Genomic DNA, 21515 nt, shown 5'->3' with positions numbered 1-21515 from the left:
TTCCTACCTATATGAATCATCCTGGAGTGCAGACTTTATCTTCGCAACAACCCCATCCCAATCAGTCTCCATTGATCCCCTTGCATCTATACTAATATATATTGGCCTCGCAGAGTTATTGCCAGATATAGCATCCGAAACCCCTCTTTGTTGAGCCGCATTAAGAATAACTTCGTGTGGATGCACCGTCGCTTCTCCTTGGTAAGATCCAGTATAACCTCCTTCGGCAAAGGCGGGAATACTGGGGGATTTAAATGCGTCAAAACTAAATATGCTCCCATCGGAAAGGGTTGATGTCCCTTTAGAAAAATTAGTTACTTGTTTTACATAAATCGTATGTTGAGACCAAGTTGGTTGTTTATTAAGAGAGACCGCTTGAAGCGGAGCAGAATTATCTGCGAATATTGAGTGTTTTGAATTAGTGGGTTGGATAGCTTTGGTCTTGAATTCCTCTAAGGACGCATTAGCCGAAGAGGTATCCGCAGAAATGGAAAATTGGCCTCCCTCGGAAAGAGTAGATTTTAGTAAATCAACTTGGGAAGTGTCCCAATTCAACTTAATTGCGTCAGAAGAACGAGAAAATTCATCTCCACCAATGGAAGCAACGTCTGTGGGCAAATATTTCCACACCTTAAATGGGTCCATCCCAAAATTTTGGGATACTTGGTATACTCCATTTTTTAATTCAATAGTTTGAGATGTATCGGGAAAATCGCGACGGAGATCGACATCAGAAGCAAAGGATGCTCTGGAGGAGGAGGCGGCTGCGGCCCAATTCGGATAAAAAGTATCATCTGACTGTCCCGGAGTGCTATCAATGATAAGCGAGGTGGACGGGGAAAACGTTTCATCTGGAGAAATGACGTTGAAGGCATGAGACCCAGAATCACCTATAGCGGCATATTTACCAAAACCTGCTGCAATAAAAGCGTCTTGAAGTTTTTCCGCGCCACTGACACAGTTATTTATCTCAGGGATAAATTTTAAATTTCCATTATTTAAATTAGTAAGTGCGTTAACCACTCCCTGATAATCGCCCTGATCAGTTTTGTCTTTTTCGACAATTTCTAACATTTTTTTTACAATATTTTTTTGATTATCATTCATCCAAGGAATCTTATTTAATGCCTCTGCCGTATCTATTGGTGTACCTTCAGAAGTTTTTAAATCAGAAATTAAAGACGCTTGAGACTCACTTACCCTTTTAAATGGCGCTCCCCAATCAAAAACCGAATTATCCGGTAAGGTTGTGGTTCCCGAACCAAAATCTGAAATTCCTCCATTTTTATGAATCGTATATATGGTGTGCGTACTACTAGTAGACTTGGAATTCTCCATTTTTGCTAAAAGAACAGAATAATTATCTACATTTATTTTGTGAATAGAAGTAGTCGATTTGGATGCATCAGATTTAATATCTGTTAAGGATGCGTCGGCTTTAGAAGTATCTATCAATAAATCAGCATTAAAACCTTCTGACTCTATTTTTTCTTTAAGTCTTATAAGTTCTTCTTCATCTAGCTGAGGAGCAATTTTTATAATCGCTTGATTTACCATTTCTTGTGTAGTATAAGGACCTGTTGGAATATCTCCGTTTCCAGAGGTCAAACCAAGCCCATTCAATTTCCCTGCCGCCCCTAGCCCCCAAGAACTTATTCTGCGAGCTCCCTCCTCCTGTTCTAACCAGGGGATATACCCTTCGGTCGCGCCAATATAAGACCTATAAAACTTTGGGTCATATTCTTCTTGAGCCTCATTTTGATCCACATAAGGAACTTTATTTTGTTGGGTAGATGGAGATTTAGAAGAATCACTGGTTGAGACGGAAGGAACATATGGGGTTAGAGTTTTAAAAGGATCTTTATAGTCAAAACCCGCAATCTTCTTTGTGTTTTTGGAGGTTTCGTCGGTTTTTTCTGCTATTTTTTCTTCAACTTTTCTGTTTTCAATTAATCCAGCCAGAAGAAGTTTTAAGTCCGCAATTAAATCTGCATTCGTTCCTTTTATGGTATCGTCCCAAGATTTTAGAGTTTCTCCAGAAATCTTGCTCTGATCTCCCTGGAAATAAACATCCCCAATAGCCTTTGCTATTGCATCATAGTTTATGTCATTTACATCTGTAAATTGTGAAGCAAGTTCTGGCGGAAAATTCCGAACCGCTTCCGCCATATCTCCAATGACTATATTATTCTTTCCGATAATATCGTTATTCTCTTGTTGTAATTGATTTTTGTTTGTAATTATGTCTGAGTCCGATGGAGGGAGAATGTTCCCACTAGAATCTTTTTGTAGTTTGGCTATTGAAGTTATCTTAGTACCAGCGGCATCTAATTCTTTGATTATCGACCTGGCATCGTCAGCATAGAATTCCTTTTGATAGGTAGACTTATCCGCCCTAGTCCCCGACAACATTACGGGTTGATTTCCTAACGACTTTAGTGTGGAGTCTATACTGTCTAAAGACATCGCTGATTGTTCTGTATTTTTGGAAGTAGATTCTGAATTTTTCGAGTTGGATTTTGAACTAGATTTTGAACTGGAACCCGAATCGTCGCTATCGTGAGGAACCTCATAACCACTAGATTTCGCCGCTTTGTATGTTGCTTGAACTGCTCTATCTCCTACGAGAGGACTACTTTCTAGACCTGGATATGATTTTTCTTCTGTGCCGCCGACACCAGTAAATAATTTCCACCCCTCTTCTGGTTTTTCTGAATTGGGCCAAAGAACAGGGCCATTTTCTAAAGAAAAATCGGTTTGGTTCTGTCCGATTCCTTTAACGCCTGTATATGGGTCCTGCATGGAATATTTATCATATATCTTCGCCTGTTCTATATTAAACCCACTAATCCCAAATAACGATCCAGCGGTACTCAAGGGACCGTAATTACTCGCAGTTAGCTTGCCTTCGTTATTTAAATCAACCCCTTTGGGTTCAATTACATATGTAGATCCAGCGTCCCATTTTCCAGATGGTGAGTATGCTGGCACCGCATGGTTAAGCACCTCCCCATTGGAATTCGTCCCGTATAGTCCCAAAAACTTTAAATTATTTGCCCAAACATCGTCATTTGGGGAGGGAGTAGCTTTTGCATAAGCTCTTGCGTCTTGTATAAAATCGGTTGCTAGGTGGGCACAGTTATTCGTCGCTAAGTCTGCCGCATCTTTAAGTGTGCTTCTTTGTTTTATAAATGCGTCCATCCACAAAAGAGGTTCTTTGTCTTCAATTATCTGTTTGGAACTGGTCAAATACGACGTGTCTACTTTGGTAATTCTATTCCCAGAGCTTTCATCATACGATGTCCTATAAAACTGTTCAGGTTCGCCCAAAACTTTATTTCCTGCATTTTCAGAAAAACCAGAACTTTTAGGAAGAGTATTCCCAAACTGGCCGCCGATATCCGTTTTTTTACTTCCATCCCATATCGATGAACTCCCCAGTTCTACTGGACTCCAAGGATATTTAAATTGATAATTGCCATTTTCATCTTTATAAAGAAAGTCTCCGAATCCAGTATAGTCCCCTTGTGCGTTTGTAGAATGTAATAAATTATAAGGACCTATTGGGTCTAACAATGTTTTCCCAGCGTTTAAAGCTGTATTATAGATTCCTTTTCCCTCGTTAACAGTAGCATCCGTTACACCTGCAACGGTAGTAGGACTCACCCCCGCCTTCATCGCAATATTTGCAAGAGATACCGCGGCACTCCCTACGGCCATCATTATTGTATTGGCAAAATTGGTAGCAGCGGTTTGTAAATAAGTTGCAAGTCCGGAATTTACGACTCCCGTGTAAACCGCACCACCTATAGATTCCGCTGTAGCTTTTGCACCCGCAAACGCTCCTGTCCAGTTAATTTTAAGTACTATTCCCGTTAAAGCATTAGTAGCCGCAGTAGTTAAGCTTGCCCAAGGAATTTTATCAGCAATTTTGAGTAGCCATGCTCCGCCAGTTTCTAGGGCCGTCCCAAGTCTGGTACCAACATTATCCCAGTTAATGGCATCGAGTTTCCCCTGGAACCAAGTCATCGATTGGTCCCAGGCATTATTAAATGCCGTGGATAAATTACTTGTAATGGTATCTACTTGGGACCAGTCTATCCCGTCCCAAATGTTTTGAGCCCATTCTCCAAGTCCACCAAAGAGATCAGAAACTCCCCCTCCAGATGTAAAATCTGCAAGTCGCTGGGAAAACTCGTCTAGGCCGTCTATTCCATTATTAATCCAATCTGTTAGGACAGGTCCGGAATCTTCGAACTTTTGTCCAAGGAAATCAACGGCGGAGCCTACTATATCAGCGGCTCCTTCCCAATCTCCAGCGGCGATGGCGGAACCGAGATTTTCCAGACCGGGAAGGGCGGAATCTTTTAAAAACTTGGTAAGTTTTACTACACTAGGTTCAAAATATGCACCTATGTCCTGAGCAGTGCCTTTGACCGCAGATCCCAACATTTTAAGTTGGTCAATCATGTTATCGGTCATAATATTGGACATAGAGTTGGCTGCGCCAGAAGATTTTTTGATTTTCTCATACAAATCAAGTAAATATTCTGGATTTTGGGTAAGCATCTGGGCAGGAGTAACGCCCTGCAACCCATAAACAGTCTTCATCCAAGCCTGTTGCTGCTCGGGGGACATTCCCGCTTCTTTCATTTTTGAAGCAATATCTTGGAAAACTCCCACTATGCCGTTTGTGTTTTTTTCTGGATTAATATCGGCCCAAGTAAGGTCGAGTTGGTCAAGAGCTTGGTTGACGTAGGATAAGGAAATTTCTTTTCCAGTTTCGGCATCAATTATGTTACCTTTCTCATTTGTGATACCTTGGTTATAAGCCTCTTGTTTTTCCAGCGCAGAAACGTTAGGAGTTCCACGCAACAGAATTCTACGAAGGGCCATGCCTGCCTGTTGAGGATTGAGACCGAGTTGGGCCATGCCGCCCGTCATAGCGTAAGTCTCTTCTTGGGACAAACCATATGCTTTTGCTACAGGGGAAACATCTTTCAATAGATCGTTAAGATCTGTACCCTTGAGTTTAGTCTGGGCAACTAACATTGCCATCATATCAGAGGTATTTCGAAGGGCGGCTTCATTAAACGCTTTCTCTTGGCCATTCCAAACCATATTTTGAGATACAAGGGTGTTGAGCGCGGTTCCAATATCAGGAACGTTTATTGCTTGGGCATAATTAGTAAAAACTTTTGATAAACTATCAGTAATTTTCCCAGCAGAAACGTCTCCGCCCATTCCTGCATACTCAGCCCACATTTTTGCGATATCGGTAGGACTATAAATCGACTGTCCAGCGGCGGCGCGAGAATTGCTCATTACTGCTTGCTTAATCGCATCTATATCTCGCTGAGACATGCCGGGTTGCCAAGACTTAGCGGCTGCTTCTGAAGCTGCTTTACTCACATTTCCTTGGGTATAAACACCGTAGCCAGCCGCTAGTGGGGCAGCATTGAACGGGTTTAGTAGCATTCCCGCAGAGGACGCTAATAACGAGCCTGTAATCGCTCCACTTAGGCCCCTCATTCCGGCCATAGGAATGGCCGCTAGAGTACCCATACGGGCCATAGAGCGCCCAACGGACGTGGTGGCGGCAGAGAGAGCACTCATAGTAGCTATGGCACGTTCTCCGGCACCAACGATTCCTCCTAACGCCGATTTTCCTGCTGCGCCCATGGCAGACATTGAACTGGTTACTCTGGCTGTAGATGAAGAGACTCGTCCAGAAACAGCCTGCAACTGGGTCATGGAAGTTGTTACGGATTTAGTAGCGGTGGAGGCTTTGGTAGCACCAGAGGCCATAGGTGTGAATACCTGTCCGAGTTTTGCACTTTGTGAGGAAAAAAGATTGAGATGCTGACCCATTAACATTAAAGAATTGTCAATATTCTTTAGGATGGGAATGGCTCCGGCCATACCACTAAAATTCATCTTCCCCATAGTCGCGGCTTGAGCGTCTATTTGAGCCGCAGCTGCTTTAAATTGGGAAAGTACCTGCGGAAGACCCGTCGAGGTGAATATGAATCGAGAATAGTAGTTTGATCCGGACATAGAAAATCGTGTCTAGGTTAAGAAGAGAGGTTTAAATAGAGATTTTAAAAATATGAATTAAATATAAATTATCCCGTTATCCATTCCCTATATGGACACTCTATCCTAAAAGTGCTACGATAACAAAGATATCCAGTATCCCAATTGGTATCTCTTTCCTCGTAATTAATTACAAATAAACCCGCTGTCGGGATCGAAGGCATTAATGCCTCACAACAAACACGAGCAAGTTTATTGGCTGCACTAGCACTCTCTGAGGACAAAGTGTCTACTTGCCATCTTGCATCACCTGTCATTACATGATTAGTTTGATTTGCAGAACTCACGACTTGACGCATAGGAGATCTACCGCTGTGAATATAAACCCCTGGAATTGTTGGTTCATTAGGCATGAATCCTTCATGAATTTTAGAAGCAGGAAGCAGGGCGAGTAAAGTTGAATTAAGCCTTGCTTTTTTTACCATCGTAGGAACGGGTTCAACAAATACCATCTAAATTCCTCCCCAAATACCAGACAGTTTGCCCATTAAATCAACATAGCATTCTTCGCCGCCCGTTTCCATGAATAAAATTGGGGGGACAGATCTCCGAAGAAAAATCGAGTAGTGCCCATCGTTTTGGTGCCGTCCATAAATATCGGCAGTAATTCCAGTATCGGGATTTGCATTCGGCTCAATTTCCGAAGTTACCTCTAGGTTAAAAACTCCGAGAGACTTTTCAGTATATTTTATACTCCGATCAAGAGTCCCCGTGTCCGGACCGGGTGCAAGCGACCTCGAACGATCTTGGGCTTGGTTCGAGAATTGCCTTACATATAGCTCTGTCTGCGACCATTTCTTGAGTGCGAACATTTCTAATTCGGCGGCAACTCTAGATGCGTCACTCATATTATTTACCTCGCGTACTCACCAAGAGACACGACCAAAGCGAATGCTGCGAACTAACATCTGCCACCGTAAGTTCATCTCCGAGAATCGTAATTAAATCTCCTTTTTGTAAAGTAAAACGACCATCAAACATTAGGGTCTTAAAGGTCTTATTTCTAAACCCACCAAATTCTGTATATTGTCCAGATTGTTCACTCAAAAAGCGGTCATAACAATCAGCAAGGATATTGAATGTAGTGTATGAACTTAACTTTATACGCTCGCCCGACTCCGATGCCGGATATAAAATCAAATTGGAAAATCCAGTTATCGTAACTTTAGTAATTGTGGTAAATTTGAGAGTTCCGAACCCTACTTTCTCGGAATCAAAATTAGAAATCGTTTCTACTGTAGTTGCTCCTCCGACTGTACCAGTAATTACTGCGGTCCCAACAGTACCAGTTCCTTCGGCTCGAATATAACATCCGCCAGTCGGCGGCTGGGCAGTAGGAACTTTATCTACGCATGGAGCACTAGACAGTAGGTAAATATTTGGACGTGAAACAACGAAGCTTTCGGAGCCAATCATTGTCAAGACTCTTTGTTGGATTAAGAAATGACATTTTAAAATTATGAATTAAATAAATCTCACGCAGTTAAATTCGTCTCATTTGTAAGATTTATGTCCCCATATAAAAACCAATATGCCGATTGTCTCCATGCATTATCTTCAAAAGCGTAATCTATCACCTTTTTGGCATTATCCTCTAGGATTTTTGTCCCGTCTATAATTCCTTCTGGAAGTACAATTGGTTTGTCATCAGTAATAACAAAATCATCCTCAAGTTCATCTTGCGCCGTACAAGTTGAAAGAAGGATAAAGACAATAAATATTTTCATTATATGTACGGAATAAAGTTTTTTTCCCGTAAAAAAAGCCCAAATAACAAGCAAAATTGCAAGCGCCGACAAAATAAAAGTAACCGTTAGGTATAGATCCACATATATCACCCTACTTTAGAACATATTCAACATCTATAAACCGCCCCAGAGCAACCAATAAAACATTTATAATACCAATTAATAGAACGGCTCCAGAAATTTTCCAGAACCACACCATTAAAAAGTCGGTTTTCTTCCGTGATTCAGCATTTGCATCTTTTTCTGTTTTTAAATCTTCTTTCAATCTTTCGATTTCTTTTTCTTGGTTCGATATTTTTTCCGGAAGATCTGCTCTGGCTTCCATATAATTTTTACAAGTTTGAAGAGTGGGGAGAACGTCGTCTTTCCACTCACATACCTTATCCATATTTTCTTTCAAACCTGTAACTATGGACTCTATTCGACCTTGATTAACTGAAATAATTTGCAATTCCTTATAAATAGCTGCGTCATCCATAAAAACCTCACAAGAAGGGTTGATGCAGACTCTCGGCCTGAGTACATTCGAGTTGAGGAGTTTGAGAGGGATTTTTACTTGTTACAGAAGATTGTATACTTGAAATCAAATCAGAACGAATTCCGCCCGCGCGAATTTTTCGGGCAGCATAATAAGTAAACAAACCTCTATAGACTCCACCAACAACTCCCTCGGCGGAAGTTTGATTGTCTTTACATCCCGCCCATAGACAATGATTCAAGTTGAGGACAAGAGTAACGACCTTCTGAGATAAAGCGCCATTAGTGATTGGTCCTGGAATACAACGAAATGTAAATTTATTTGGCTTCAAATTCGCACTTCTAGTAGCCGTCCCGGAATAACAGGAATCTATAAATACATCTAAGGAGACACCAATGGGGAGAGCCGAGAAAATGGACCTTAAATTATCATCAGACACGTATTGTCCACTAAAAAAATCTACTGGACAGAGAATTTCATCGTATAAATCTGCCTCATCTCCGTTGGTATCGCGAACTTTAGAACCATGACCGGAATAACAAAACACTAAAGAATCTCCAGATACTGCGCCTGAAACAAGCCAATTCAAGCCAGACAGGATATTAGATTTTGTCGCCACAGAATCGAGGAGAACTGAATTTGTAAAACCTTTATCCCGTAAAGTACTATTCCAGTCGTTCGCGTCGTTAACACATCCGCGAAGTGGGGATTGGGGATAATTATTAATACCAACAATGAGGGCTTTCTTCATGCGAATTAATTTGTAATGTTAATATTAAATACAAAATTTAAAAAAATGAATTAAATAAAAAGTTTAGGTCGCGAAATCTACGTTTAGATGGATTTCTTGCAAATAACTTTCCATTCTTCTTTGGTAAAGTAACTCCTACCTCCATACATCTCGTCAATTATTCTGTGTAATACAGTTTCCCAATATTCTCTATTCACCTTTGGTGTGGTTCTAAAATGACAAGACTGACATAACGCGGCGAATTGAAATGGTTTTCCGTCACAACACGCCTTTTTGTTGTATTCAATGTGATGAACATCTAGTTGCCTGCCGTTTTCCTCGGTTGTCTTTCCGCACACGAGACATTTATATCCAAAATAGGCTCGAACTCTCCGTTTCAAATCTTCATTAAATTTCGGGCAATAAGGTCCGAACGAATTTCCTTCACACCAATTTGGGTTGCCTTCGCCTAAAAGATCTTTCGCTCGGCATGGTTTTGAACAATAAATACCGAAGCCCTTGTTTACTTTGTGGGGATTTAAATAAAAAGTTTTTCCGCATGTTTTACAAATCAATTCTATTTTCTTGTGAGCATCCTTATAGCATTGTTTAGAACAAAATTTAACTTTTACTTCTTTTTCTCGCGCTGGCACTATATAAAACGTTACCCCACAATGCTCACAGATTTTTTCTATCTTTTTAGATTTTTTATATAATATTATACAATCTTTCGAACAGCACTCGATTCTTTTAGGTTTTAAGGAAGGAATCATAAAGAATTCTTTTTCACAAACCAAACACTTACAATTATTCTTGATGTGCGGAATCTTCTTCCCTCGGCGGAACCCGTGCGCGCAATTATTAGAACAAAATTTTTTCCCATTTTTCAATTGTGATGGACTTACATAGAACTCTTTCCCGCACATTTTACAAATTACTTCAACCTTTTTGTGAGCGTCTTCGAGACACTTTTTAGAACAGAAATGTTCTTTACTGTCTTTAATGGCCGCCGGAGTTCTATAAAATTCTTTTCCACAAAATAAACACGAACAATTATTGGTATGTTGTATCGGTTCGTGGGTTTCTCGCGTGTATTTCCCTCGACACTCTAAGCTGCAAAATTTTCTAACACCCTTTTGGGACGGCTTAATTCGAAATTCTTTCCCGCACCGTAAACACCCAAGATATATTAATTCTCGGTTTTCTTCCTCATATCGCGACCTACACCCTGAACTGCAAAATTTTTTACTATCTTTCTTGGATGACATAACATAAAATTCTTTTTGGCACTGTAAACATTTGATATAAATTCCTTTTAATTTCGTCAACTAAATCATCTCAAAAAAATTAAATATTTATTTTCTTGTCATACTCGGAAGTTATGAAATGTCTCAGATATGCCGCAGTACTCATTCCCTCTTTTCCCGCAAGAATTTCGAGTTTGTTTCTGATAATTCCCGACAATCTAAACGTAAAAGATTCTTCCTGTAATTTAGTATTCATAGAGTAGTCCTCATAATATATTCTCAATGTAATACTTCAAAAGTATATAAAGTTGTCGGTTAGAAAACTAAATAAAAAAAAGAGAAAGTCTAAAGAAAACGGTTGTCTAAAGGATAAGATTTGCGTTCAGTCGCTACGTCCTCAAGCGTATAATCCTTAAACACCTGAGCTCGCTGGTCCATGCTCGGGGCGAGATATACCGAATTAGACTTTGTTTTGATATATATTGCGCTTCTTGCGGCGGAGGTTTTACTGGTATATTCCTTGAAAGTTATTTTTAAAAGACGACAAAAGGCTCCAGTAAAAGGGTCCATACCAATGTCTTTCTTAAGCGAACGATCGTATACTTTCCACGAACTATAGTATTTATCATTACTATTTCCGCCTATAGATAAAAATTCTGAGGCGTTTATACACACTAATAAGGCTTGAGCTTGGTTTATTTGACTTAGCGTTAAGAAATCGTGGTCGAACGTTTCAAGTACAACTGCGGCATTGGCGACTAGATCGGTATATAGAGAAGGATTTATTGCATCCAGCGAAGTCCTCAATCCTGTCCAATACGCCGAAATATAGCTATCGATTGAAGATACAACAACTGGAGTTACTGGAATAGTTATTGAAGTCATGTTACTGTCACCGTAGTTGGGTTGGTCCCAGTATAATCACTATGAAGGACCCATATATAATAAGTTCCCGCGTTTACATCAAAATGCGCTAGACCCGCTCCGTCGGTCGTAGTTTTTCTTACAAATCCCGTTTTTGCAGAAGATGTGTAAACTTCAACCATTATTCCCTCGATTGGTTCTCCCGAAGAAGTAACCGTAATGTCAAGAGAGGAAGATCCGACTCCAGTTCCCCAGGTTCCTGATCCATGAGTACTTGATAATTGAGTGTCGATTTGTAACGCGGTTGGTGGCGAAGTGCTGAGGGATCTTGTCGCATATTCCCAAACATTCTGAGCGGATAGGGCCGATGTCAGAGCATAACCGGATTTGTCATCATTCTGACCAACCGTGATCTTACCCAATGCAGATATGATGAGGCTGGCAAAATTGGCTGGGAATGCCTGAGCCAACGCGAAGTTTGACTTGTCGGTCAAGGCCCTTGTGCCATACTCCCAAATATTTTGAGCGGTTGGTGGCGTCACTGATAACGAGAAGCCCGTCTTGGTGGCTACCTCCATCGCAGAGCCAACGACCGCCAAGCCTCCAGATCCGCCCGCCTGGGCCGCTGGCAGGATGCCCGTAGTATCTAGGCGGTTGGTGAAATCAAGACCCGCCTCGCCTGAGCTGGCCACATCAAGCGTTCTGCCTTGGACGGTTGGCCTCAGAGCTGACCTATTCTCAATAGAGAAAGATCCGACTATGTAGCCCACCACGGAAATGCTATCCACCGTTCCGGCTGAGAGCTTGGCCACGAAATCGTGCCCCGATGCGTAAAAAGCGGCATCTGCGGAAGTATCGATCTTCACCACATGAGAGCCAGCCACTCCGTCTAAATCAACTGTTAATGTGACTCCTGATGTGGATTTTGTGGTAGTATTATCCTTGTAAACGGTGACTGTGGGCGTTCCTGCTAGCGTCGTGGGCGTGCCGTCGCCTTTGTGTGTCGGGAACGGCAGCGGCACGAGCACATGGCCAAACGAAAAGTCTCCTGCGTATCCTGTCATCCTACCAATCCCCCGCCGATTAAAACGCTATTCCCCACGAGACCGTCACCAATCAGGCCCACGGATGCACCGCCAACGGTGCCCCATCCAGCGATTGCAAATTCCCGAGTCCTAACGAGCCAGTCCGTCCCCGCTGGATTCGGAAAAGCATTAGCGTGAGGCCATGCCTTGGCGCGCGAGATCCCGCCCGGATCGTTCCCGAATACAGATCCGCCTGATGCGACATACGCGCTGTCCACCGCGAGCCAGTAGATTGTGCCGGATATTATATTTATATTTGAAATGTCGATAGTATTCCAACCGGTGATAGTGGCAACCAGCCCCGATGATGCCAATAGTACCCCCAACTCTCCCGCGTTGTCGGTGTAGATACCCACCCGATTTTGTGGGATGATATCCGGGCACTTCAGTCGGATTGATTCCAGTGTCCCTGACGCCACCGCAACATGTTTCTGTGCGTAGATGGCATCCCAGGTATATCTACCTAGGTATGTTTTCTCGTCGTTGCCTAATAGCTTTGAATCTGGCATATATTCACCGTAGTATTATTATATGTGATATTCGATGAAATATTTTTTGTGGTATTTATTGCCTCAATCCATGCCGATATGGTTACAGTGGCGCTGTCTTCCGCCAATCCGCCCATAATCAGCATCAGCAAAAGGAAGAGAATGGTCTTCATGGAATGGGAATCCTCGCCCAGCGGTCGAGTACGTCATCATCTTCCAGTATGGGATTTAAGTCGGTCCGGTGATAGCGATTATCATACATTCTATTGTTACTCCATTTTATTATTAAAATAGATCAGAAGAATTTAAACTTTCATGAAAGGACAGCCTCTTTTTGGAAGCGAATTCCGATTTTTATCTATGAAAGTCAATGTTTCTAATCTATTCGGGTTTGTTTTATCCAACAAATATTGCTAAATAAATCTTCTTACTCTGCGGTCTCTTATTAACAGGCTGAGAAACCACATCTATAAGCCGATATTTGCCGTAAATATCTTTTACTTTCCGACTCAGTTCTTCCAAGCCTACAGCATCAATAAGAAGCACCTTCTCGCCGAGATTCTTGGACTTTTCCATGAAAAACAAGTAAGTCTGTCTTCCAAAAGTATGAAGGTCTGCGGCCTCGTGAAGCACCTTTACGGGGATGTCACCCGCAGGAATCTTTTCGAGTTCCTTTTGAATCTGAGTAACGAGTCCATCAAGACGCAGGATGTAGTTTCCTGTTGAAGTGTCGGCCTTGGATACTTGGATGTCTTGCTTGAGGGGTGTTTTGGTCTCGGGGATAGAATCGACAACTGGTTCATCTTTCTTTTTCTTTTCGTACATAAAAATAGTGTCCTCCAAAAAAGTCATAGGAAGACTAGGTGTGGTTTAAATCACACCAGTCTTGTAAAGGATACCCTTTGGTCTAGCTACGTGAGTTACAGAGTCGACCCAAGAGTACACATTGTGTTCGAATCCATCAACGGAATCGAAGGTATTCACGTTTAGGGGAATATTGGCGGCTCCGAGACCTTGATTAGCGCTGTCCGCAATGGGCTGGACATTGTAATCTGGATCGTGATAAGAGAAGGTCTCATAACATGGCATGTTCATGAAGGTGCCTATTCCAAGGATGTTAGACTCGGTAACGCCTTCGTCTACACCAATAACGGTACATCCTATATTCTTGATATAGGTTATCATCTCGTAAAACTGTCGCTGAGAAGCTACTTTCTCCCTAACGTAGTCCATATCGGCATCTGACGTTTCCAGGTGGTCGAATAGCTCGTAGTAGTTGGTCGCATTTACAACCACTGTATCAAGTTTAAATCCGCGATTTGCACGAATATCTTGAGCGATTGCTCTAATATCCCCGAGGGGATCGGCTGCGCCGGACCATTCTCCACCAGCTTTTGCGGTTATGTTGGTGGTATCTGCACCATTACCAGCAATAAGTTGAGCGAAGATATCAGAATTTATCTGATCGCTAATTACCCAAGCCATTTGAGAATAAACATCTCTCACGTCAGACTCGAAAGTGGGATTGTTAAGATCTGCATTCTTAAAAGCAGTACCAGCCTTTCTGATATCGGTATTGATGGGGACCTGCTCACCGAGACTAATCGAAACATTATTCCACGCAGTCTCGCGAGTTCCACCAAGGGAGGGTTCAATCTTCTTGGGATCTGTATCCGCAGTATAATTCTTTCTTTTTGCGATAATTGCCTGAGTGCTTATCTCCTTAAAAGGATATTTGAAAAGCATAGGCATATTAGGAACCATGAATTCGCGGATCAAATCGCTGATAGTTTCACGATTCTGATAAATATCGGTATTTGGTTTACTTGCCATTGTTAATTCACCTCAAATATAATTTTAAGTTTCAGCCTCGGGGCAACCGTAGAACAGTGCGCCGACATACTGACCACTTGCATCTTCAGCAGAATGCATAGCGATTACGGGGGAAGTTCCTGCGGCCTGATACTTGAATAGGGCAGAACTCTTGTCATAGACAAGATGAGTACCAACGTCAATATTGGTCGTAGCATCAACCGGAACAGGATAGTAGGCCATTCCAAAGAGGGTGCACTGTCCGTGTCTGAGATATCTGCCAGCAACTCTTTCTGCTACAGAATCGGCGGCTGCGGAAGTCGGAGGAATACACACAGGTCCAAGTAGATCGTTTCCAAGAACTCCGACAATGGGGGTCGTTCCAGAAGTTATAGAACTGGAAAGCACAAGAATGGGCTTTCCATATAACTTTGCATAAGTATACTCTGCGTTCTGAGCAGCAGGAGAAACAAAGTCTGGAGCCTGCGGATTATCCGCATAAGTCACTTGAGACGCCCAAGTATAGAGAGGTCTATCAAGCATTACGCCGCCAATGGAGTGAGTTTTAGCGGAAGAAACCGTTATATCAGACTCCTCAAACCAACAGTCTAAAATAATTGGTCCATTGACAGCAGTTTGAGCCTGATTGGTAACGGTTTTGAGTGCCATACAGTCGTACAGGGTAGCCATTTATAAATCACCTTGAAATTTAATCATCTTATAACCGGTCCCCCGGTTGCTTTGAGAAATCCGTCGCGCTTTTCTTTTCGGGCCTGCATTTTTCTCGCTTCCTCTGTGACCTCGGACTCCGCGGCGGAACCCTGGAGTTTGACATTTTTTGAAGCTGCAAATTTCACAGCATCAGAAGAATATTTTTGGGTAAATGCGATCGGATCGTTTGTATATTCCGAAAATGCCGCAGCAATATCTTTGGTAATCGCAGGGGGATACACATCAAGCAGCATTTTTCTCGTCTGATCGTCCTTATAAGAACGAAGATCTGCGTTCTCCTTAAGAATCGTATCAATCTTCTCTTCGAGAGACGAGACTCTGCCAGCAGACTCCTTGACCCGATTAAATTCATCCACACTTGAGATTCCAAGCGTATTCTTTACAAGCCCCCAATCAAGCGTGGGCTCAATAATAGGAGCCGCTATGGGAACTTCAGCCTTTACTCCGGGAACTTCCAATATTGGGACATCCGGGGGCGCGGCTTTAATCTTGGCTTCGGCCTCAACTTTTACCTCGGGAATATCGGCCTTAATCTCGGCGGAACCCGCCTCAATCTTAGCATCTACCTTTTCTTCGGCAACAATTTCAGCCTTCAGCTCTTTCTTAGGCATTTCTAAATCACCTTTAATAGAATCATTTTCAATAATTATAATTTTTTTCTCAGATAAAACCTCGTTATCTTCATCGACGATTTTCGCTGAGAAAGTTTGAGTATCTTTATCGAAAGATGCCTCAAGTTTTTCTTTCGAAGCTTTTAATCCTTCTGGAATTTCCATATCAATACTTCTCATTTTAGATCTAATTTTAGAGAACAGTCCAGTCTCACCTTGCTGCGCGGCTCTTTTGTATGCCGCCATCAAACCTTCTACATCTGGTTCGGGGCCACCTTCACTCGTCATGTGGGCAAATGGATAATGCCAATCTCCTCGATTAGATCCGTCGCCAGTCTTTTTTAAGAAAATCTTTTTAGCTTTAGACTGGTTAATTTTTCCATCAGTCTCGATATAAGACCAAAAAGCGTCATAGTTGGGAGACCAAGCGGCTTTAATGGAATTAGATTCTAAGTCCTCATCGTCTTGAAGAATTTCTACTTTACAGTGATCTCTATCGCATGCTCCACCTTGGGGACTTCTCTCATTCGACAAAAGAGAAATAGAGTAAATGTCAATAGATTCGGGATGCTCCATATCGGGACCAGTAATCGAACCCTCTACTGACAAACCAGAATAGGAATCTTCACCAGAGGCCACGATTTTCGCCCATTTCGGGCAAAGTATCTGGGCAAAGGCTAAAAATCCCCCATCATAGATAACTTTTGAAAAAATTCCAACACGACTATTTATCGGATCGGCGTGATCGATATTCAACAATCCACCCCTGCTTCTAGAAATCGCACCCTTAATTAAATCCTCAGTCGCCTCGAACTGCGCGGCTACGTTACCCGCTTCATCCCTGAGAGGAAGCATCGTTCCGGGGGTAATTGCTAAAATTTTAATATTTAATGGCCCTTCGGTAGAATTTTCTACTAAAATACTAGATTTATCGAGGGCAGCTTTGAACAACATCAATATTAAGGTTGTCCAAGCGATAGATAAGTTATATTTTAAAAAAACGAATTAAATAAAATTATGTGAGAATGGGTAATAAAATATATTCTCATTCAAATGAATAGATTGATTACATAACCAGTAATTAGACAACAAATTAAACCAATACCATCGATTACCACCCGTATGCCCGTGGCAAGATGAACATAAGGCAACTAAATTCCATTTTGTTCCGCATCCTTGACCTTTGTTATAGTCGCAATGGTGGACATCTAATCTTTGTCCATTTTCATCCTCAGTTTTCCCACAGATAAAACATACCCTACCAAATTTTATTCTGATTTCTTCCCTTCTCGCTCTGTTAAACTTAGAACAATATGGCAGAAAAGAAACACCTCCCAGCCGCGCTAGGAGGGATCTGCTTTGTTTTTCTCTCGTTTCTTTGGAACTTTTCTTGCCTACATTCCACTTATTCCCTTTCGCCGCTGCCCCTATTTTTAGCTTAGACTCTTTTGTGTGTTTATATCCAAGACTGTTCTGTTTTCCTCTATTCGCTATACTTATTTTGATTTTTGTGTCTTCCGGCATAGGTTTTCCTTTCTTGGCCTCACTAATCGTTCTACTTTTAATATTAAATTCTTTCATACATCTCGAAATAGTACTTGGACTTACACCACATTCTTTTGCAATTACAATCGTGGACTTTATAGAATACTCATTTCGCAACCATTCCTCATTTTTAAATGTATCCAAGCCGATAGACTTTTTAAGTGGAATATTTATTGTTTTAGAAACTTTTAAAATATATTTATAAATACAAGATTCAGAAACTCCACATTCTTCTGCTATACTAGAAATCGGTTTATTTAAAACCCAATATTGTTCATATAGCCATTCCTTATTTCTATAAGTCATATCAGGATCTAAAACGGGATTACTTTTCATATGGATCAGAAGTATATTATTTTAATGATATTTAAATCTTTCCATTAAAACAATATATTAGAAAAGGAGAAATACTTGACGGTGATCCGCATGAAAAGATTACTTAAAATTCATACCCGTCAAGCACATTGTTTATAGGTCTAATACTATTTAAGGTTATCTAAGGCGTTCCGGGAATTCCATCCGGCCACGTTTCTCTATCCCAATGTCTTTCGTAACTAGACAGACTGCAATTGAGCATCTCAATTACGGCAATGTCTTTAACATTTATTAGGCTGGTTGTGTTGTTTGAAATTATAATCTGGAATTCCCCATAACTTTGGAGAAATCCGTCGTGTATTGTTCCAACCTTCGTTACAATTTTTAGATGCTTATGCATCGAGTCTTCAAGAATATCCTTGAGCGCGTTCGTGTATTTCATTTCCAATCACCTTTTTTTGATCCCTTACGGAGATCAATCGTTTTTAACAATTATGACTATTTATCTAATACTATTTAGCCTTTTCTATTCATCTCGCGAATTAAATCAAATCTTGCCTAAGTTACATATCTATATCCTAATTCCAAGAAATCCCCGCGCATTCGAATTTTAAATGATGTATAGATAAAAACATTGATGTATGTTTTAAGACACTGATTGAGCAAAAGCTATTGCCATCCTTCTACAATCTTCTTTGGTTTTGGCAACAAATCCAATGGGTAATCCATATTTAGCATCGGGACTATCGCTCGGGGAGACCCCTTCGGGCGCAGCAGTTGAGTCTCCCTCTTTAACTACATCTCCAATTTTAAAACCATAAATCGCGCGGTGAGACCATCCGAAATATTTCTGAGATTCTTCTGCCCAACCAATCGAGCAGATGGAATGAGATGGGTCGGATTTTTCTGGAGCAATTCCCCATTTTTCAACTAACGCTTTGGCCATCCGAGGATCTCCAATAAAATCTCCAGAAGGAGTATAGGCCATTTCCATAGTTATTGTTCCTTCGCCTCCAAAATCCGCATTAGAGTATTCTTCATTCCTAATTTCATAACCATCTTTCTGAGTTACACTTAAAATATTAATTGGGGAAATCATTTCGGACTCCATTAAAAAAAAATGTTTTCTACTCAGTCTTATCTAACGACTTTCCGCAGCACGCGCAGCCCACGGTTGGAAGGACCCAATCACAATCTTCAAGTTCCATTAGGGTTTCGAAAATATCGGTGGTGCGGAGAGTCCCCATAATAAGATAGCTGTCCTCTTCTGGATCATCAGCATGAAAACTCTCTGCAAAGTCAAATTCTGCACCAACATTATTAAGTTCGTCCAAAGCGTCAGAAGGCATTGTTAGAAAATTCTCATCGTCAATAATCAAGCGAAGTTCATAGCAACAACTCTCACAGTTAATCGTATCTAGCATTTTAAACATACGAGTAAAATAGATTTCATACTATAAATAGTTATCGAATGGTACCATCCTCGTTAATATGTGGAAGAATTTTCTTTTGAGACTTCTTTTGTGAGAATTTGGGAGGATCGTTGTGAATATTCGAGAATCCGTTTTCTTTGTTGTTTTCTAATTCTTCTTTCGGTAGATATCTATAATCCACCCCAAATTCTATTAAAATCTTTTCATATTTTGCTCGCGCATTTCGATTCAACAATCCTAGATGAATTTTACGATGGCAACTCGGGCAACAACTTATAGTTTTCTTAAGTTCCTCTTTTAGTTTAGAGACCGAAACCCCAGCTTTCACCCCACTATAAATTGAAAATTCTTTATCTTTAATGTGGTGAAAATCAATAACATCTGCCTCGTCACAAAGAACACAAAAGGAGTTTTCTTTAATTTCTTTGTAAAAATCTTTAATTTTTTGACGATATTTTTGGTTGTATGATTTTTGTTTATTTTTGTTCTTTTTGACCCAGTTTTTTTTATATTCTTTGCGGCGCTTTCGGGATTTATGCGGCATGTTTTATTATAATATATTTAATACTATTTATAGGTTTCTCTCGGAAAAATATGATAGAATCTCTTAAAACTTCTTACAATTATGGTTAAAGCACTCTAAGCAAAATTCTTCCTTTAAAGATTCTGGCCACCCCACTTGACGAAATTTAGATAATAGATTTGGTCCCAAAGGCTCACCTTTGCGTCTCCGTTCCGCACCGTCATTATTAATATGGGATATCGACAAAAACTTTAAGTCAGAAATTCCACAGCGGCACGGACCGAAGAAATCAAAAGCCTCTTTCCAAATCTTGGTCCGATATCTTTGTCCAACGGTTTGATCTTTCGATGGAAGATCTAAATATTCCCTCCTTCGTCCACAATTATGATTCCAACACAAAACTCTTAAATTTGAAATTTTATTTTCAGGGTATCTTCCTTGAGCAATAGTTAAATATAACCTTTTCGCCTTTAACCCCATCTTTCTGTCTATGTGTCCAGTATTATCTATGTGGTCTATAGTGAGATGTTCTATGGTGGTATCTCCACATAAAAAACACTTACATCCACCAAGCATATTTAGCGCTATATGTTTTAAATCCTGCATATGTTCTTTTTGAATCTTACTGCGCTTATCCTTATTTGTTTTGTTATATTCCTTCTTTTGTTCTTTATGTTTCGAGTCATATTCTCTTTGCTTTTCCCTGATAACTTCCTTGTTATCCTCACGATACTTTTTGTGCCACTCTTTACTCTCTTCAATATGCTCATCACGATACTTTTTCTTGTATTCTTTTTTATAACAAGAGCTACGATCCTTTACCCTGCGATTTTGGGTAATGTTGTTTTCTTTTAATATATTGTAAATGGTCCCGTCGCACGTATTAAATTTTCCTTTTATGAACTTCAAAGACTCTCCTTGGAGATATAATTTACAAATTAGATTCCTCCCCTCTTCAGGGATTCTCTTCGCCATTTAAATCCTCCTTTCTTTTCGCCTCAGCGACTAGGTAATCGATAGCATGACTTGTAGAACTAAAAGTACACCGCTGGACCTTTCCCGATATCCATTCTAAGGTGGCGGGAAGTAAAGTAACACTTGTTCTAATTTTATCCATATTAACACCTAACTAAAAATATATTATGTGTTAATATATCTAATACTATATAAAGTTTTCGATCATCTCCTCCCAATAATCCCTCTTTTTAGTTCGTTTTCCGACTATTTTAGCGGCGATTACCTCGTCAGAACACGCTGAGCATAAAATCGCCTCCCTAGATTGGACTCTACAACCACATATTTTACAGGTTTTGCGCAGATTTTCGCCTCCAAGTAAGAATAATTGTTACAAATAGGCAAATTATTACTAATAATCCACCAAAAATTAAGAAATTAGACAAAATTTGATCAATATTGGAGTGTAAAGCGCCCAAGATACGGCCAATCGCGATCGAGATTAACCCGACCATTAATACTGAAAATTGGATAATAAAGTCATTTAATTTAGTTATATAGATCCCTTTCTGGCTCTTTTGGGGGTTCTGCATTGGGATCTTCTGGATAAGTCAAATCTATCTGGCCCGAGAGAACTCCCAAAGAGACAATGATGCTATTTAATGCATCGAGTATACCCTCTTTTCGACAAAATCCCTCTAAAGTTTCTCCTTCTACCTCTTGATCTGGTATAAAATTGGTACAATTGTGTTGTAGACAAGTAGTTTTCTTCCCTAAAAGTTGTGTCCAGGTCGGGCAATAAACGTTTTGGTCGTCTTTAGCTATTAAAGGGTCTTTAATCATGGGGGAAAACC

Annotated in this window: 23 protein-coding genes; all 23 read right to left on the bottom strand. The window is 40.7% G+C overall.

The window, feature by feature from the left end:
* Positions 1 to 3: 3 nt before the first annotated feature.
* Entirely contained in the window at positions 4 to 5946 is a 5943-nt protein-coding gene (locus tag M0R80_04365) for a phage tail tape measure protein (protein ID MCK9458851.1), read from the bottom strand.
* A 179-nt stretch (positions 5947 to 6125) separates the two neighbouring features.
* Complete coding sequence (locus tag M0R80_04360; GenBank protein MCK9458850.1) at positions 6126 to 6548, bottom strand: hypothetical protein; 423 nt, start codon at positions 6546 to 6548, stop codon at positions 6126 to 6128.
* Positions 6549 to 6944, bottom strand: a complete 396-nt coding sequence (locus M0R80_04355) for an HK97 gp10 family phage protein (GenBank protein ID MCK9458849.1) — start codon at positions 6942 to 6944, stop codon at positions 6549 to 6551. It lies immediately after the preceding gene.
* A 1-nt stretch (position 6945) separates the two neighbouring features.
* On the bottom strand, positions 6946 to 7512 hold the full coding sequence (locus M0R80_04350; protein MCK9458848.1) for a hypothetical protein: 567 nt from the start codon (positions 7510 to 7512) through the stop codon (positions 6946 to 6948).
* Positions 7513 to 7571: 59 nt separating this feature from the next.
* Positions 7572 to 7925, bottom strand: coding sequence for a hypothetical protein (locus M0R80_04345; protein MCK9458847.1), 354 nt, complete (start codon positions 7923 to 7925; stop codon positions 7572 to 7574).
* Positions 7926 to 7935: 10 nt separating this feature from the next.
* On the bottom strand, positions 7936 to 8322 hold the full coding sequence (locus tag M0R80_04340; GenBank protein ID MCK9458846.1) for a hypothetical protein: 387 nt from the start codon (positions 8320 to 8322) through the stop codon (positions 7936 to 7938).
* Between the two features lie 7 nt (positions 8323 to 8329).
* On the bottom strand, positions 8330 to 9073 hold the full coding sequence (locus M0R80_04335; protein MCK9458845.1) for a caspase family protein: 744 nt from the start codon (positions 9071 to 9073) through the stop codon (positions 8330 to 8332).
* Positions 9074 to 9156: 83 nt separating this feature from the next.
* Positions 9157 to 10380, bottom strand: coding sequence for a hypothetical protein (locus tag M0R80_04330; protein MCK9458844.1), 1224 nt, complete (start codon positions 10378 to 10380; stop codon positions 9157 to 9159).
* 264 nt (positions 10381 to 10644) lie between these two features.
* On the bottom strand, positions 10645 to 11184 hold the full coding sequence (locus tag M0R80_04325; protein MCK9458843.1) for a hypothetical protein: 540 nt from the start codon (positions 11182 to 11184) through the stop codon (positions 10645 to 10647).
* Positions 11181 to 12227: a hypothetical protein gene (locus M0R80_04320; protein ID MCK9458842.1), complete on the bottom strand. Its 1047-nt coding sequence runs from the start codon at positions 12225 to 12227 to the stop codon at positions 11181 to 11183. The genes M0R80_04325 and M0R80_04320 overlap by 4 nt, the downstream gene beginning before the upstream one ends.
* Positions 12224 to 12757 (bottom strand): hypothetical protein, encoded by a 534-nt coding sequence (locus M0R80_04315; GenBank protein MCK9458841.1) that lies wholly within the window; start codon positions 12755 to 12757, stop codon positions 12224 to 12226. Before M0R80_04315 ends, M0R80_04320 begins: the two co-directional genes overlap by 4 nt.
* Positions 12736 to 12909, bottom strand: a complete 174-nt coding sequence (locus tag M0R80_04310) for a hypothetical protein (protein ID MCK9458840.1) — start codon at positions 12907 to 12909, stop codon at positions 12736 to 12738. The genes M0R80_04315 and M0R80_04310 overlap by 22 nt, the downstream gene beginning before the upstream one ends.
* A gap of 223 nt (positions 12910 to 13132) precedes the next feature.
* Positions 13133 to 13561: a hypothetical protein gene (locus M0R80_04305; protein MCK9458839.1), complete on the bottom strand. Its 429-nt coding sequence runs from the start codon at positions 13559 to 13561 to the stop codon at positions 13133 to 13135.
* A gap of 45 nt (positions 13562 to 13606) precedes the next feature.
* Complete coding sequence (locus M0R80_04300; GenBank protein ID MCK9458838.1) at positions 13607 to 14569, bottom strand: hypothetical protein; 963 nt, start codon at positions 14567 to 14569, stop codon at positions 13607 to 13609.
* Positions 14570 to 14593: 24 nt separating this feature from the next.
* Complete coding sequence (locus M0R80_04295) at positions 14594 to 15217, bottom strand: hypothetical protein (protein MCK9458837.1); 624 nt, start codon at positions 15215 to 15217, stop codon at positions 14594 to 14596.
* 44 nt (positions 15218 to 15261) lie between these two features.
* A complete protein-coding gene (locus M0R80_04290) occupies positions 15262 to 16848 on the bottom strand; it encodes a hypothetical protein (protein ID MCK9458836.1) in 1587 nt (528 codons plus the stop codon).
* A gap of 48 nt (positions 16849 to 16896) precedes the next feature.
* A complete protein-coding gene (locus tag M0R80_04285; protein MCK9458835.1) occupies positions 16897 to 17772 on the bottom strand; it encodes an NUMOD3 domain-containing DNA-binding protein in 876 nt (291 codons plus the stop codon).
* Between the two features lie 160 nt (positions 17773 to 17932).
* Complete coding sequence (locus tag M0R80_04280; protein ID MCK9458834.1) at positions 17933 to 18193, bottom strand: hypothetical protein; 261 nt, start codon at positions 18191 to 18193, stop codon at positions 17933 to 17935.
* 204 nt (positions 18194 to 18397) lie between these two features.
* Positions 18398 to 18862, bottom strand: a complete 465-nt coding sequence (locus tag M0R80_04275; protein ID MCK9458833.1) for a hypothetical protein — start codon at positions 18860 to 18862, stop codon at positions 18398 to 18400.
* Positions 18863 to 18878: 16 nt separating this feature from the next.
* Complete coding sequence (locus M0R80_04270) at positions 18879 to 19184, bottom strand: hypothetical protein (protein MCK9458832.1); 306 nt, start codon at positions 19182 to 19184, stop codon at positions 18879 to 18881.
* Positions 19185 to 19215: 31 nt separating this feature from the next.
* Positions 19216 to 19728, bottom strand: a complete 513-nt coding sequence (locus M0R80_04265; protein ID MCK9458831.1) for a hypothetical protein — start codon at positions 19726 to 19728, stop codon at positions 19216 to 19218.
* A gap of 63 nt (positions 19729 to 19791) precedes the next feature.
* The gene (locus tag M0R80_04260; protein MCK9458830.1) at positions 19792 to 20682 is read right to left on the bottom strand and encodes a hypothetical protein; all 891 of its coding nucleotides are present in this window, start codon (positions 20680 to 20682) and stop codon (positions 19792 to 19794) included.
* Between the two features lie 528 nt (positions 20683 to 21210).
* Positions 21211 to 21504, bottom strand: coding sequence for a hypothetical protein (locus tag M0R80_04255; GenBank protein MCK9458829.1), 294 nt, complete (start codon positions 21502 to 21504; stop codon positions 21211 to 21213).
* Positions 21505 to 21515 lie beyond the last annotated feature (11 nt).

The sequence above is a fragment of the Pseudomonadota bacterium genome, assembly GCA_023229365.1.
Lineage (GTDB): Bacteria > Myxococcota_A > Polyangia > JAAYKL01 > JAAYKL01 > JALNZK01.
Note: the sequence above shows the minus strand (reverse complement) of the source record. Positions and strands in the feature narration are given on the sequence as shown.

Coding starts and splice junctions, on each gene's coding strand:
- M0R80_04365 (MCK9458851.1), bottom strand. CDS start 5,946: ATGGGGAAGATGAATTTTAGTGGTATGGCCGGAGCCATTCCCATCCTA.
- M0R80_04360 (MCK9458850.1), bottom strand. CDS start 6,548: ATGGTATTTGTTGAACCCGTTCCTACGATGGTAAAAAAAGCAAGGCTT.
- M0R80_04355 (MCK9458849.1), bottom strand. CDS start 6,944: ATGAGTGACGCATCTAGAGTTGCCGCCGAATTAGAAATGTTCGCACTC.
- M0R80_04350 (MCK9458848.1), bottom strand. CDS start 7,512: ATGATTGGCTCCGAAAGCTTCGTTGTTTCACGTCCAAATATTTACCTA.
- M0R80_04340 (MCK9458846.1), bottom strand. CDS start 8,322: ATGGATGACGCAGCTATTTATAAGGAATTGCAAATTATTTCAGTTAAT.
- M0R80_04335 (MCK9458845.1), bottom strand. CDS start 9,073: ATGAAGAAAGCCCTCATTGTTGGTATTAATAATTATCCCCAATCCCCA.
- M0R80_04325 (MCK9458843.1), bottom strand. CDS start 11,184: ATGACTTCAATAACTATTCCAGTAACTCCAGTTGTTGTATCTTCAATC.
- M0R80_04320 (MCK9458842.1), bottom strand. CDS start 12,227: ATGACAGGATACGCAGGAGACTTTTCGTTTGGCCATGTGCTCGTGCCG.
- M0R80_04315 (MCK9458841.1), bottom strand. CDS start 12,757: ATGCCAGATTCAAAGCTATTAGGCAACGACGAGAAAACATACCTAGGT.
- M0R80_04310 (MCK9458840.1), bottom strand. CDS start 12,909: ATGAAGACCATTCTCTTCCTTTTGCTGATGCTGATTATGGGCGGATTG.
- M0R80_04305 (MCK9458839.1), bottom strand. CDS start 13,561: ATGTACGAAAAGAAAAAGAAAGATGAACCAGTTGTCGATTCTATCCCC.
- M0R80_04300 (MCK9458838.1), bottom strand. CDS start 14,569: ATGGCAAGTAAACCAAATACCGATATTTATCAGAATCGTGAAACTATC.
- M0R80_04295 (MCK9458837.1), bottom strand. CDS start 15,217: ATGGCACTCAAAACCGTTACCAATCAGGCTCAAACTGCTGTCAATGGA.
- M0R80_04285 (MCK9458835.1), bottom strand. CDS start 17,772: ATGAAAAGTAATCCCGTTTTAGATCCTGATATGACTTATAGAAATAAG.
- M0R80_04280 (MCK9458834.1), bottom strand. CDS start 18,193: ATGAAATACACGAACGCGCTCAAGGATATTCTTGAAGACTCGATGCAT.
- M0R80_04275 (MCK9458833.1), bottom strand. CDS start 18,862: ATGGAGTCCGAAATGATTTCCCCAATTAATATTTTAAGTGTAACTCAG.
- M0R80_04270 (MCK9458832.1), bottom strand. CDS start 19,184: ATGTTTAAAATGCTAGATACGATTAACTGTGAGAGTTGTTGCTATGAA.
- M0R80_04265 (MCK9458831.1), bottom strand. CDS start 19,728: ATGCCGCATAAATCCCGAAAGCGCCGCAAAGAATATAAAAAAAACTGG.
- M0R80_04260 (MCK9458830.1), bottom strand. CDS start 20,682: ATGGCGAAGAGAATCCCTGAAGAGGGGAGGAATCTAATTTGTAAATTA.
- M0R80_04255 (MCK9458829.1), bottom strand. CDS start 21,504: ATGATTAAAGACCCTTTAATAGCTAAAGACGACCAAAACGTTTATTGC.